The sequence below is a fragment of the Flavobacterium weaverense genome (assembly GCF_003688495.1).
Classification (GTDB): Bacteria; Bacteroidota; Bacteroidia; order Flavobacteriales; family Flavobacteriaceae; genus Flavobacterium; species Flavobacterium weaverense.
This window is the reverse complement of sequence record NZ_REFH01000009.1, coordinates 282,907-296,421: the sequence shown is the minus strand read 5'-3', so window position 1 is coordinate 296,421 and position 13,515 is coordinate 282,907. Positions and strand designations below refer to the sequence as shown.

Here is a 13,515-nt window from a genome sequence, read left to right as displayed (position 1 = left end):
GTATAAATTCCGCTATCACAAATGTAGAGAATAATGTTAGTTTTTCTATTTTTTGTTTAGGATAGAGTAAATAACACTATCAATAAAACGACCATCATAAAACTCATTCTCTTTTAAATGTGCTTCTTTTATAAATCCATTTTTTTCTAAAACTTTAGCTGAAGCCAAATTATCAGGTTCAATAATCGCTTCGATAGAATGTAATTTCATGACTTCAAATCCATATTTAACTGCTTCTCTTACAGCTTCAGTTACAATACCTCTTCCATTATATTCTGGAAGAATCATGTATCCAATCTCGGCGCGGTAGTGTTCGTTTTGTATTCGATAGTGACCAATTACACCTATTAGTCTTGGATCTCCTTTGATAGTTATGGCCCAATTGATACCTTCATTGCTTTCAATTTTTTCATCAATCATTGCAATGTGGGCAAGCGCGTCTTCATCATTTTTAAGTAATGGTCGCGGAATATATTTCATAGTTTCAGCATTAGAGCGCAACGCTAAAACTTCTTTAATATCATTACTATTAACACGTCTTAAAATTAAACGTTCTGTTTCGAGATTGTGGAAAGGATGGAAATTTACAGTTAACATACTTTATTTATTTTAAGATTTCAATAGTGAATTGTGCATGAAAAACTGCATCGTTTTTTAAAACGATAATTCCTTCTTTCTCATAAAGATTTCCATTACATTCCTTAGTATCTGAATAACCAAACCAAGGTTCGATACATAGAAAAGGAGCATCTAATTTAGTCCATAATCCTAAACTTGGAAAATCATTAAAATCAACTTTTAGAAAAGGCACTTCATTTTCTAAGATCGTCAATGATTTAGACTGCATCGTTTTAAAAACTAATGCATCATTTTTAAATAGGTCATAATTTAATCTTAGTTCTTTGTTTTCCAATTCTAAATTTTCTGTTTCATCTGAAATCAGATTGTCTTTTAAAAGAAAATATTTTAATAATTCCTGTTTTTCGAATTTAACACAATAGCTTTCAAACGCAGATGGTAAAGCAAATGCAGGATGTGCTCCAATTGAAAAAGGTAAATCTACTTTGCTATTATTAATAACTTTGTATTCAATACTTAAAGAATTGTTATTTACAGTATAGCTTATTTGCAGTTCAAATTCAAAAGGATATAATTTAAAAGTTTCTTCAGAGGATTGTAGCGATAAAATAACTTGATCTTCTTTATGCTCTTTAATTTCAAACATCATTTCTCTCGCAAATCCATGTCGAGACATATGATAAATCTTATTGTCAAGAGTATAGGAGTCATGAGCTAAGGCACCAACAATCGGAAATAGAATAGGAGAGTGTTTCCCCCAAAATTTAGGATCGCCCTCCCATATATATTCTCTTTCTGATTTGTCTTTCAAGGAACATAATTCAGCACCAAGGCTTTTTATAGTTGCTGTTAACTGCGAGTTTTTAATAGTTATATCCAAAATTATAATTTGTAAAAATAGTAATACGTTTAAGATGTAAATATATTTTAAATTTTATTCACTCGTTACTATATGACAATTGAATTTTTCATAAAAATTTCCTAATTCTAATTCAAACATTTAATTATAATCTGAGATTAAGAATATTTTTCATTAATTTGGTAATTAAATTTATAAAAATGAAAAACATTCGCTTAGGAGTCATTTTGCATCTGACTTTATTATTGGGAATTACCTCTGCATGGGCACAGCAAAGCCCGAAAAGCACTTCAACAAGTCCTGTTTCTAATTACAATTATCATGATGCGTTTGCACCGTTTTTTTATTCGAACAACGGTACAAGTACTCGTTCAGCAAGTGGACAGCCAGGAGCAGAGTATTGGCAAAACAGAGCCGACTATAAATTGACGGCTAAATTAAATGAGGCTACTAATGAGATCGTTGGATCAGGTGTAATTACGTATACAAACAATAGTCCTGATAAAATGAACTTTGTTTGGATGCACTTAGATCAAAATTTATTTAAAGCAGACTCTCGTGGAAATGCAATTGTTCCGTTAACTGGAAGTCGCAATGGAGCAAGAGGTCAAATTTTTGACGGTGGTCATAAAATAAAATCTGTCAAAGTAGTTAGCACAGTTAAAGGAAAGACTACAGAAACTGAAGCTAAATATTTGATTACTGATACAAGAATGCAAGTTTTTCTTCCGCAAGAACTTAATTCTAAAGGTGGAAAAGTTAATATCAAAATTGATTTTTCTTACATCTCTCCACTAGAAGGTTCTGATAGAACGGGAGTTTTAGAAACAAAAAATGGAAAAATATTTACAATCGCACAATGGTATCCTAGAATGTGTGTTTATGACGATATAAAGGGATGGAATACAAATCCTTATTTAGGAGCTTCTGAATTTTATTTAGAATACGGTGATTTTGATGTAAGTATTACTGCTCCTGCAAATCATATTGTTGTGAGTTCAGGTGAATTATTAAATCCTACGGCTGTATACACTGCAGAAGAGCAAAAACGTTTATCACAAGCAAAACAAAGTGATAAAACTGTTTTTATTCGTACTGCAGATGAAGTTGAGAAAACATCAAAAAATGTTTCTGCAACAACAAAAACTTGGAACTTTAAGATGAAAAATTCTCGTGATGTATCATGGGCATCTTCAGCAGCATTTATATTAGATGGTGCTAAAATTAATTTACCAAGTGGTAAGAAATCGCTAGCATTGTCAGCTTATCCAGTAGAAAGCGCAGGCAATGATGCATGGGGACGTTCAACTGAATATACAAAAGGTTCTATAGAAAACTACTCTAAAAGATGGATGGAATATCCTTATCCAGTAGCTACAAATGTGGCCGGAAATGAAGGTGGTATGGAATATCCAGGTATTGTTTTCTGTAGTTGGGAATCAAAAGGCGCTGATTTATGGGGAGTTACTGATCATGAATTTGGTCATATCTGGTTTCCTATGATTGTTGGTTCAAATGAAAGAGTATTTGGGTGGATGGACGAAGGTTTCAATACGTTCTTAAATTCTGTTAGTTCTGCTGATTTTAATAATGGTGAGTACAAAGAACCAAATGCAGATATGCATCAAAGAGCAGAATATTACACAAGTCCTAATCTTGAAACGATAATGAGTTCTCCTGATAATATGAAGGAAGCTAACATTGGTGTTCTTGCATATGCAAAACCAAGTTCAGGACTTATTATTTTGCGCGAACACATATTAGGCGAGGAACGTTTTGATAGAGCGTTAAGAACGTATATTGATCGTTGGGCTTACAAACACCCTATGCCAGATGATTTCTTTAGAACTATTGAGAACGTTGCGGGTGAAGATTTAAGTTGGTTTTGGAGAGGTTGGTTTCAATACAACTGGCGTTTAGATCAAGGAATAAATAGTATGAAGTACGTTAAGAATGATCCAAAACAAGGTATCGTTATTACAATAGAAAACTTCGAAAAAATGGCTATGCCTGTAGCTATAGATGTGAAAACTAAAACTGGAAAAATTACTCGTTTAAATTTACCAGTAGAAGTATGGCAGAAAAATAAAACGTGGTCTTTCAAACATGATTCGACAGAAGAAATTGAAAGTATCACTATTGATCCTGACCACATTTTACCAGATAGCAATGCTGCTAATAATATTTGGACAGTTGATAAAGGTTTGCTTGAAAAAGATATAATTTTAGATGGTTACTTAGGAGTTTATTCTACTAAAATGGCACCTTTAAAAATAACTTTTACTGAGAAAAATGGTGCTTTAACTGCTTCAATAACTAATTACCCTAGCTTTTCAGTTGAGCCGATTGGTAAAAATGCTTTTGAATCAAAACAAGCAGGTCTTAAATTTGAATTCAACGACAATCTAAATGGATTTAATATGCTTACATCAGATGGTAAAAAGATAGAATTTTCGAGAGATAAATAATATTTAAAACCTCAAATAAAAAAGACTTGTGGATATTTAATCTACAAGTCTTTTTTTTATCTCAAAATTTATAATTCCTTTGTCTTTATTCAGGAATTTGCTGGCTCAAGCAATGCAAAGTTCCAAAACCCCAGATAAAGTCAGTGCAACTTATTCCTATGATTTCTCTATCTGGAAAACATTCAGATAGTATATTTAAAGCAACTCTATCATTTGAATCATTAAATGTTGGAACAAGTACAGAATTATTTAAAATCAAGAAATTTGCATAACTCGCTGGTAATCTCAATCCTTCAAAGTCTACACGTTTAGGCATAGGTAAAACCACAATTGTTGGGGATTTTCCATCTTCAAGTTTAGCGTTCTGCAATCTTTTTAAATTATCTTGCAAAGGTTTGTAATTGTGATCTTTTGGATCTGTTTCTACAATCGTAACAATAGTATCCTCGTTAACAAAACGACACAAGTCATCAATATGTCCGTGAGTATCATCACCTTCAACACCGTCTCCGAGCCAAATTACGTTAGTAATTCCAAGATATTCTTTAAATACTGCTTCGTAATCCTGTTTAGTGAAATTTGGATTGCGTACTTGAATATTTGGATGCATTAAACATTCTTCTGATGTAAGTAATGTACCTCTTCCGTTGCTATCGATGGCGCCACCCTCTACAATTACCGGTTTTCCTTTATACATCACTTGCGTAATAGGAATGTTTAGAAATTCTCCAACTGTGTTGGGAACATGTTTATCTAGCTGTATGTTTTTATACTTTGCCCAACCATTAAAATTAAAATTTAGTGCTTCTCTTTCAGTTCCGTTTTTTACGATAATTGGTCCCGAATCACGCATCCAACTTCTATTCGTTTTTTGAATAACATAAGAAACTTTGCTCAGATCAACGTGAGCAGTTTCAAGCATTACATTAACTTTTTCTTTTTGATTCTCATCAGCAACCATTAAAAATACTTCTTCGAACGTAGCAACTTTTTTGATAAATTCGACAAAAGCCCATTTAACAGCTTCGTATTTTCCTGGCCAATCGTTACCATTGTGAGGAAAGCAAAGTAAAACACCTTGTTGTTTTTCCCACTCCGCAGGAAATCTTCTATTAGTTGTACTCATAATTAATCTATTGCTCTTTTAGTAATATCCTCAAAAGCGTCAATTCGTCTGTCTCTAAAAAATGGCCAGTTCTGACGAACATTTTCTTGCAGATCTAAATCAACTTCGGCAATAAGAATCTCTTCTTTATCGTGTGAGGCTTGCGCCAAAATTTCGCCTTGTGGACCTGCAATAAACGAAGCACCCCAAAACTGAATTCCATCTGTATTTGGTAAATATTGCTCTAAACCAATTCTATTTGCAGCAGCAACATAAACACCGTTAGCAACAGCGTGTCCCTTCATAACATTCATCCAAGCTCCATATTGGTTTTCACCATATTGCTCTTTTTCTCCGGGATGCCATCCAATTGCTGTTGGATAAAATAAAACTTCAGCACCTTTAAGAGCTGTAATTCTTGCAGCTTCTGGATACCACTGATCCCAACAAATTAAAGTTCCAATTTTTCCTTTCTGAGTTGGTATTGATTTAAATCCTAAATCTCCAGGAGTAAAGTAAAATTTTTCGTAGAAATGGGGGTCATCTGGAATATGCATTTTTCTATATAATCCCGCTTCTGATCCATCAGTATCGATAATGTAAGCGCTATTATGATAGATTCCAGCCATTCTTTTCTCGAAGAAAGGTACAATGATAACTACTCCCAACTCTTTTGCTAATGCACTGAACGCAATAAACGATGTGCTATACAATGGTTCTGCTAATGCAAAATTGTCTACGTCCTCACTTTGGCAGAAATAATGACTGCTGTAAAGTTCTGGCAACGAAATAACTTCGGCACCAAGTTTAGCTGCATCACGAACCCAACTTAAACATTTTTTTAAATTGTTTTCAGCAATATCGTTAAGGTTCAGTTGGATAACTGCTATTTTGTATTTCTTATTTGGCATGACTAAAAATTTAACAGCAAAAATAGTGAATTTAATAATGAGTAAAAAATAGGCATAGCTTTATTTAGTTTTTTAAGCTCAGTATTTGGAAGAAGATAGCCTGAAAAAAAAGTTAACAAAATTTATATTTTTTTCCTTTAAATAAGTAGCTTTACGGTAGAATTAAGCTAAATTATTCATTTGTTAAATTAATATAATATTGGCAGTAAGAAAGGAAGTAAGCTTTAATTTTGTAGGTTATTATTGTGTAAAAAAAGCGATGATTTTTATAATTGTCAGATAAAATAAAATTAATTAAAATATTAAATTATGACCGAAGATTTCATTTCCATAGATAAAGAAGATATCGCTCTTCTTAAATTTCCATCAACAGACGTTCTTGACGATGTTACCGAAATTAAAACCCGAATAGGTGAAATTAATAGAGCACTTTCTCTAGGTAATTTAGAGCATTCTAAAATCAAAATTTTCTTTGAAGATATTGAATCAAAAAAAGTAGTCGATACTACTGTGTGGGCGGTGACAGATAAAAATGTTTTATTGAAGCAGGGAGTAATGATCCCAATCCATAGAATTCATAAATTATTTTAGGAAGACAATATTACTTAAAATAAAAAAATCGCCAGACTTTCATCTGACGATTTTGAAAAACTTTGCCAAAGCTCAGCGCTTTGGCATTTTTTTTTTTTATTTAATTAACTAACTCAGTTTGATTTCTAAAAACTAGTTTTCCATCAAAAGCGTCTATCAAAACAATACTATCCGTAGTTATTTTTCCACCCAGAATTTCTTTCGAAAGTTCGTTAAGAACATCTCTCTGAATAACTCTCTTAACAGGTCGAGCTCCGAATTGCGGATCGTAACCTTTCTCAGTCAAGTAGGCAATCGCTTCTGGCGTTGCATCCATAGTAATTCCCTGTAGTGCTAACATTTTAGTAACACTTTTCAATTGTAAGCCAACAATCTTTGCAATGTTCTCGGTAGTTAAAGGCGTGAACATTACGATTTCATCAATACGATTGATAAATTCCGGTCGAACGGTTTGTTTCAATAATGCTAAAACTTCCACCTTTGCAGCTTCGGTCGCAGCTTCTACACCGCCTTTCAAATTTTCAAATTTCTCTTGAATAATTTGGCTTCCCATATTAGAAGTCATTATAATTATTGTGTTTTTAAAATCTGCTAATCTTCCTTTGTTATCAGTCAAACGTCCTTCATCTAATACTTGCAATAATATATTAAAAGTGTCAGGATGCGCTTTTTCAATTTCATCTAACAAAATAACAGAGTACGGTTTTCTTCGCACTGCCTCAGTTAATTGTCCACCTTCATCATAACCAACATATCCTGGAGGCGCACCAACTAAACGGCTTACGCTATGACGTTCTTGATATTCACTCATATCAATTCGCGTCATTGCATTTTCATCATCAAATAAATATTCGGCTAGTGCTTTTGCCAATTCGGTTTTTCCAACTCCAGTTGTTCCCAAGAAAAGGAAAGTTCCCACAGGTTTTTTCATATCTTGAAGTCCAGCGCGACTTCTGCGAACTGCATCACTTACTGCTTCAATAGCTTCTTCTTGACCTACAACTCTTTGATGTAATTCATCTTCTAGTTTTAGTAGTTTTTCACGTTCCCCTTGAAGCATTTTCATAACTGGAATACCAGTCCATTTCGCTACCACTTCAGCAATATCCTCACGAGTCACTTCCTCTTTTATCAATGAAGTTCCAGATTGATTTTCTTGTAATTCCTTAACTAATATGTCTAACCGCTCTTGTGCCTCTTTTATTTTTCCGTAACGAATTTCAGCTACTTTTCCATAATCACCATCACGTTCTGCACGTTCTGCTTCATATTTAAAATCTTCAATTTCTGTTTTTACAGCTTGAATATTATCAACTACATCTTTTTCAGATTTCCATTTAGCGTAGATTTCGTTACGATCTTCTTTCAGGTTTGCTAAATCCATTCCTAAAATCTTAAGCTTGCTTTCGTCCTTTTCTCTTTTGATCGCTTCAATTTCGATTTCTAATTGCATTACTTTTCGATCCAAAACATCCAATTCTTCAGGTTTTGAATTGATTTCCATACGAAGTTTTGAAGCGGCTTCGTCCATCAAGTCAATCGCTTTGTCTGGAAGAAAACGATTCGTTATATACCTTTGCGATAGTTCTACAGCAGCAATAATAGCGTCATCTTTAATTTGCACTTTATGATGCGTTTCGTATTTTTCTTTAATTCCACGCAAAATAGAAATAGCACTTTCAGTGTCTGGTTCTTCCACAATTATTTTTTGGAAACGTCTTTCAAGAGCTTTATCTTTTTCAAAATATTTTTGATATTCGTCTAATGTTGTTGCTCCAATAGCACGAAGTTCACCACGAGCTAAAGCAGGTTTGAGAATATTAGCAGCATCCATAGCACCTTCACCACCGCCAGCTCCAACTAACGTGTGAATTTCATCAATAAATAATACGATATCACCTTCTGAAGATGTTACTTCTTTTACAACCGCTTTTAGTCTTTCCTCAAATTCTCCTTTAAATTTGGCACCAGCAATAAGTGCCCCCATATCAAGAGAATAAACTATTTTATCCTTTAAATTATCAGGAACATCACCATCAACAATTCTATGTGCTAAACCTTCAGCAATAGCAGTTTTTCCTACTCCAGGTTCTCCCACTAACATAGGGTTGTTCTTAGTTCTACGGGTCAGGATTTGCAAAACACGACGAATTTCTTCATCACGTCCAATAACGGGATCAAGTTTACCATTGCGTGCTAATTCATTCAGATTTTTAGCGTATTTATTTAAGGAATTGTACGTTTCCTCAGCCGATGCAGAAGTCACTCTTTCTCCTTTTCGCAATTCTTGGATAGCGGCTTTCAAACCTTTTCCAGTAACTCCTTGATCTTTTAATATTTGTGCCGCTTTTGTTTTCGAATCAAAAATTGCTAAAACTAAGTGTTCAATAGAAACGAATTCATCATTCATTTTCTGAGCAATAATTTCAGCATCATTTAAGGTTGTGTTTGCAGTGCGTGAAAGCATTATTTCACCACCTGAAACTTTTGGAAAACTTTGAATAGTACTTTCTAATATTTGTATAAACAATGGCACATTAACATTCAGCTTTTTTAATAAAAAAGGAGCAACATTTTCATCGACTTCAAAGATTGCCTTAAAAATATGTTCATTTTCTATTTGTTGTTGGCCATGACTTTGAGCCAATTGTTGTGAAAGCTGAATGGCTTCCTGAGATTTTATTGTGAATTTATTTATGTTCATGATTTTACAGAGTTTAATTGTTATTTTACTAACTTTGAATTTTAGTATTCAATTTATATTCCATCACAAAAATACGGACAAATTGACAGAATTTTCATGATTTTTATCATGTTTAAATGTCAAACTGTCTTAAAATAAGACAATTATGAGTTTTTTTAAAAACATTTTTAGCAGTTCAGACGACAGTGGAGCAAAAGAAAGCAAAATTGATTGGATCGAACTTAATGATTTGGGTCAGTTAAATGAAATTAGCTCAATATCAGCTGAAAAGCAGGTTGCGATTTTTAAACACAGCACCCGTTGTAGTATCAGTAGGATGGCACTAAAACAGTTTGAAAACGAGTTTAATAGCTCAGATAAAGTTACTCTTTATTTTTTAGACTTAATTTCGCATCGCGATGTTTCTAATGAAATTGCAACTCGCTTTGGTGTAGTACATCAATCGCCTCAGTTGATTTTAATTAAAGATGGTAAAGCTGTTTACAATGTTTCGCATAACGAGATAGATGCAGAAGCATTAGCAACTAAACTTTAAGTACCATAATGATTCAATCCACGATGACAATAATTGTATTGACTTCGTGGATTCTTTGTTTTTAGTAACCTCCAGTAGAACCTCCACCACTAAATCCTCCACCTCCAAATTCCATAGGAGAGTCTGTTGTCGTTTCTGGCTTTAAGCCGAATTGAGAAGTTAGAATTAAAGCTTCAGTGTGAAGAAAGTCACTTGAATTGATAAATCGATCTGGTTGAAATGTTATACCTTCTTTTTTATCCTTTAACTTTTTAATGCTAAAATACGCTATTGCGAAAAGAAGTAATCCTGCTGTAATTAAGTATATTTCTGCTGCTACTTCTAAAAAGTAAAAGTCTACTGTATACAATGCAAAAACAAAGCACAAGAAACCAATCCACACTAATGCGCGATCAAGTAGTTTTACACCATAAAATATATACGTAGTGGGAACTATAAAAGTGAAAGCGTGGAAAAACCAGGCAAATGAAATATCAGAGTTAGTTGGAATTTCGCTTCCTAACAATTCTACTGAAAGTTCACGAACTATTAAATAATTTCCAGAGAAGTAAAATAAAATAAGACCAAAATATTTTACTAAAAGTATTCCTTTTTGATAAAACGGGAATTGTAAATTTCTGGCAATTTTATCGCAGATAAAATAAAGCCCGATTCCGTAAATCATTAAAACAAACGGCAAAATACTTTTACCAATGACTCCTATCTCAAATAAACTGAAGGCAATAGTAGCTGTGCTTGCAATACAAAAAATCACAAGTGACGCTCGGTTTATGTATCTCAAATACGTTAGTACTGAAACGATTGTGGCAAATAACGCTATGATCATTTCGTAACCATCAGTGACTGTTGCTATCGCTCCTGCTAAAAGTAACTGAGCACCTATGAGAAAGCTATCGTCTAATCCTTGTTCAGAGTAATTTTGTTTTGCAAAAAACTCTGCTCCAGCAAAACCAACAGCTGCAAAAACAAAAAGGAAAACTTCAAAGCTATCATCTATGAAAGATAATCCCAAAAGTGAAATAAATCCGCAAATAGAAGAATACAAGAGAATTCCTAAAAATGCAAACCCAAGACGGAGCAAAATGTTTTTCTGTTTTTTAGGTGTAGGATGTGACTTCTGAACTATCTTAAATTGCTCTTCTGATATAAATCTAGCTTTATAAAGCGCGTGTGATTCCTCAACTAACAGCTGATTTTCTACTTTTATTTTTTCTAATGCTATCATTTTTTAAATTCGGAATTAAATTTTTTAATCATCATTATAAACAGAATAATTGCTCCAATGAAATAAAATGGACTAAGGACCAAAATGAATTCAAAAATATCCGTCAGATTCATATAGTCAATAATTTTAAATAGCGTAATATTTAATCCTATAAAGCCATAAAGAACTGCGAAAATAAATAAAGAAATAGACTTGATTTTGTAACTAGATATGTAGAAAAAATAGGTTGATAATCCCAAAATTGCAGAAAACACTAAATAGTAATCACTGTCAATAATAGTATTAATGCATGAAATACTAATAAGATGAAGTGCAAAAGTTAAAAATATTAATGCGAAATGTGTTTTGAGTTTGATTATAGAACTATAATAATTCCACAAAATTAATACTACACCTAACCCAATAGCAGCGTAACTTAGAGAATCTGTGTTATAGATTTCATTTTGCAAAAGGGATTGTGGTGAAACAGTTAATCCTATGTAAGCAGCTAATCCTGTGATTGCAATGGAAAGTACGTTCTTGTTATCAAAATAATATCCAGAAAACAATCCTATTGTAGTTGGGATAATTGTTGCTAGACCGTAATGCGTTCCAAAAGTATTGTATTGAATTTGTAGATAACCAATTAATATACAAGTGAGTAAATTAGCAGTAAGGACAATATATTCCATTACCGGACTTTCAAAATAAGTCTGACTTTTATTAAATTCGGGAGCTCTATTGAAACTGAAGTAATAACAAATTACAGTAACAATTGAAATTAATGAAATGATTATGGAATGACCAATTGTATCAATATTTTGATAAATTAAAATTCCAATTCCAGAAGTGAACATTAGTACAGATAAGTAAAGAAAAATTTTTAATTCTGCATTTAAAGAAAATATATTTAAGCTTCTATAGCTTACAATTTGCTCATGTTGTTCTTCTGTAATTAACTGTTTATCAAAAAGAGTTTGAGTAGCCCTTTGATGAATATTTTCCATTTAGCTTAGATTAGTAAACCAAATGTAAGTAAATTATAGATTAAAAAAGCGCATTAAGAATCTCAATGCGCTCTAATGTATTTAGATTCTACTAGTAAGCACTTTTCATTTTTTCTTTAATTTCATTCAAACACAAATTATTAATACTACCTTCATGAGTGTGCTTAGTTTCTTTTGGTGATTGAAATGTACCATTTTCCAATTGTTCTGCAACAGCTTTATAAGCATCTCTAAAAGGCATTCCAGCAACAACCATCTCATTTAAAGAATCCACTGTAAACAAATAATCGTATTTTTTATCGTTTAAAATGCCTTCTTTAACAGTAATGTCTTTTATCGAAAATATAGCAATATCCAAACAAGCTTTTAGGTTTTGAATAGCTGGAAATAAACCTTCTTTCAATAGTTGTAAATCTCTGTGATAGCCACTTGGAAGATTATTAGTTATTAAAGTGATTTCGTATGGCAAAGCTTGAATTTTATTGCATTTTCCACGAATTAATTCAAAAACATCTGGGTTTTTCTTGTGAGGCATTATGCTCGAACCCGTTGTAAGATGAGCTGGTAGGCTGATAAAATCAAAATTCTGACTCATGTACAAACACACATCCATAGAGAATTTGGCCAAAGTTGCTGCCACGCTACTCATTGCAAATGCAACTGTTTTTTCTGACTTTCCTCGACTCATTTGAGCCGCAACTGAATTGTATTTTAAGGTTTCAAAATCTAATTCTTTAGTTGTAAAAGTTCTATCGATAGGAAAGGAGCTTCCATATCCCGCAGCGGAACCTAATGGATTTTGGTCCACGATTTTCAATGCTGCGTTTAACATCGTTATATCATCAATCAAAGTTTCGGCATAAGCGGAAAACCACATTCCAAAAGATGATGGCATTGCAATTTGTAAATGCGTATATCCCGGTAATAAAACATTCTGATGTTTCTCAGCTGATTGCATCAGTAAATCAAAAAGTGTCTTTACTTGACTTTTAAAGTCTTTTACAACGTCTTTTAGATATAAATTCACATCAACTAAAACTTGGTCGTTACGGGAACGAGCTGTGTGAATTTTTTTTCCAGCATCACCAAGTTTTGTCGTCAATAAATATTCGATTTTAGAATGTACGTCTTCAAAACTATCTTCTATTTCGAAATTACCATTCTCAACATCTATTATAATATCTTCTAAAGCTAAAACTAAAGAAAGTGTTTCTGATTCTGTTAAAAGACCAATTTGTCCTAACATTTTAGCATGTGCTATAGATCCTAAAGCATCGTATTTTGCTAGAACTAAATCTAGTTCTCTATCATTTCCAACAGTGAATTGCTCGATTTGTTTATCTGTTGGTATTCCTTTTTCCCAAAGTTTCATAGTTTTATTTTTATTGTTCCGCAAAGATACTCGGAGATTACTCAGAGATTCGCGAAGTTTTTATTTTTTGAATTGCTCGAATTTCTAAAGTAGTTGGAATTCTCTTAATTTCCTATATTTCCTAGCCCCGACAGTAGCGGCATCCTTTGCTTGCCGTCTTTAGGCAAGGAAAGATACAGC

General features: G+C 32.9%; 11 protein-coding genes. 3 read left to right on the top strand and 8 right to left on the bottom strand.

Annotation, left to right across the window (positions count from 1 at the left end; all coding sequences use genetic code 11):
• Positions 1-45: 45 nt before the first annotated feature.
• Complete coding sequence (locus BC961_RS08045; RefSeq protein ID WP_121925341.1) at positions 46-597, bottom strand: GNAT family N-acetyltransferase; 552 nt, start codon at positions 595-597, stop codon at positions 46-48.
• Positions 598-604: 7 nt separating this feature from the next.
• Positions 605-1,459, bottom strand: a complete 855-nt coding sequence (locus BC961_RS08040) for an aldose 1-epimerase family protein (RefSeq protein WP_121925340.1) — start codon at positions 1,457-1,459, stop codon at positions 605-607.
• A gap of 179 nt (positions 1,460-1,638) precedes the next feature.
• Here BC961_RS08040 and BC961_RS08035 point away from each other — a divergent pair, with 179 nt between their 5' ends.
• Positions 1,639-3,906 carry a M1 family metallopeptidase gene (locus tag BC961_RS08035; RefSeq protein ID WP_121925339.1) on the top strand — a complete coding sequence of 756 codons (2,268 nt, stop codon included), beginning with the start codon at positions 1,639-1,641 and terminating at the stop codon, positions 3,904-3,906.
• A gap of 85 nt (positions 3,907-3,991) precedes the next feature.
• Here the strand turns inward: BC961_RS08035 and BC961_RS08030 are convergent, their stop codons facing one another.
• Complete coding sequence (locus tag BC961_RS08030; protein WP_121925338.1) at positions 3,992-5,032, bottom strand: agmatine deiminase family protein; 1,041 nt, start codon at positions 5,030-5,032, stop codon at positions 3,992-3,994.
• A gap of 2 nt (positions 5,033-5,034) precedes the next feature.
• The gene (locus BC961_RS08025; protein ID WP_121925337.1) at positions 5,035-5,922 is read right to left on the bottom strand and encodes a carbon-nitrogen hydrolase; all 888 of its coding nucleotides are present in this window, start codon (positions 5,920-5,922) and stop codon (positions 5,035-5,037) included.
• Positions 5,923-6,231: 309 nt separating this feature from the next.
• Here BC961_RS08025 and BC961_RS08020 point away from each other — a divergent pair, with 309 nt between their 5' ends.
• Positions 6,232-6,513, top strand: coding sequence for a hypothetical protein (locus BC961_RS08020; protein ID WP_121925336.1), 282 nt, complete (start codon positions 6,232-6,234; stop codon positions 6,511-6,513).
• Between the two features lie 100 nt (positions 6,514-6,613).
• On the opposite strand, the gene clpB is transcribed toward BC961_RS08020, so the two are convergent.
• On the bottom strand, positions 6,614-9,217 hold the full coding sequence (clpB, locus tag BC961_RS08015; protein WP_121925335.1) for an ATP-dependent chaperone ClpB: 2,604 nt from the start codon (positions 9,215-9,217) through the stop codon (positions 6,614-6,616).
• A 145-nt stretch (positions 9,218-9,362) separates the two neighbouring features.
• On the opposite strand from clpB, the gene ytxJ reads away from it, so the two are divergent.
• Positions 9,363-9,752 (top strand): bacillithiol system redox-active protein YtxJ, encoded by a 390-nt coding sequence (gene ytxJ / locus BC961_RS08010; protein WP_121925334.1) that lies wholly within the window; start codon positions 9,363-9,365, stop codon positions 9,750-9,752.
• A gap of 61 nt (positions 9,753-9,813) precedes the next feature.
• Here ytxJ and BC961_RS08005 read toward each other — a convergent pair whose 3' ends face one another.
• From BC961_RS08005 to argH, 3 genes are all read right to left on the bottom strand, one after another.
• Positions 9,814-10,977 (bottom strand): hypothetical protein, encoded by a 1,164-nt coding sequence (locus BC961_RS08005; protein ID WP_121925333.1) that lies wholly within the window; start codon positions 10,975-10,977, stop codon positions 9,814-9,816.
• On the bottom strand, positions 10,974-11,963 hold the full coding sequence (locus tag BC961_RS08000; protein WP_121925332.1) for a DUF2157 domain-containing protein: 990 nt from the start codon (positions 11,961-11,963) through the stop codon (positions 10,974-10,976). The genes BC961_RS08005 and BC961_RS08000 overlap by 4 nt, the downstream gene beginning before the upstream one ends.
• Before the next feature lie 91 nt (positions 11,964-12,054).
• Complete coding sequence (argH, locus tag BC961_RS07995; RefSeq protein WP_121925331.1) at positions 12,055-13,335, bottom strand: argininosuccinate lyase; 1,281 nt, start codon at positions 13,333-13,335, stop codon at positions 12,055-12,057.
• Between the last annotated feature and the right edge of the window lie 180 nt (positions 13,336-13,515).

What these genes read in the sequence shown, in the direction of transcription:
- BC961_RS08000 (WP_121925332.1), bottom strand. Translation starts at nt 11,963, where the DNA reads ATGGAAAATATTCATCAAAGGGCTACTCAAACTCTTTTTGATAAACAG.
- ytxJ (WP_121925334.1), top strand. Translation starts at nt 9,363, where the DNA reads ATGAGTTTTTTTAAAAACATTTTTAGCAGTTCAGACGACAGTGGAGCA.
- BC961_RS08020 (WP_121925336.1), top strand. Translation starts at nt 6,232, where the DNA reads ATGACCGAAGATTTCATTTCCATAGATAAAGAAGATATCGCTCTTCTT.
- BC961_RS08035 (WP_121925339.1), top strand. Translation starts at nt 1,639, where the DNA reads ATGAAAAACATTCGCTTAGGAGTCATTTTGCATCTGACTTTATTATTG.
- BC961_RS08005 (WP_121925333.1), bottom strand. Translation starts at nt 10,977, where the DNA reads ATGATAGCATTAGAAAAAATAAAAGTAGAAAATCAGCTGTTAGTTGAG.
- BC961_RS08030 (WP_121925338.1), bottom strand. Translation starts at nt 5,032, where the DNA reads ATGAGTACAACTAATAGAAGATTTCCTGCGGAGTGGGAAAAACAACAA.
- argH (WP_121925331.1), bottom strand. Translation starts at nt 13,335, where the DNA reads ATGAAACTTTGGGAAAAAGGAATACCAACAGATAAACAAATCGAGCAA.
- BC961_RS08045 (WP_121925341.1), bottom strand. Translation starts at nt 597, where the DNA reads ATGTTAACTGTAAATTTCCATCCTTTCCACAATCTCGAAACAGAACGT.
- BC961_RS08025 (WP_121925337.1), bottom strand. Translation starts at nt 5,922, where the DNA reads ATGCCAAATAAGAAATACAAAATAGCAGTTATCCAACTGAACCTTAAC.
- clpB (WP_121925335.1), bottom strand. Translation starts at nt 9,217, where the DNA reads ATGAACATAAATAAATTCACAATAAAATCTCAGGAAGCCATTCAGCTT.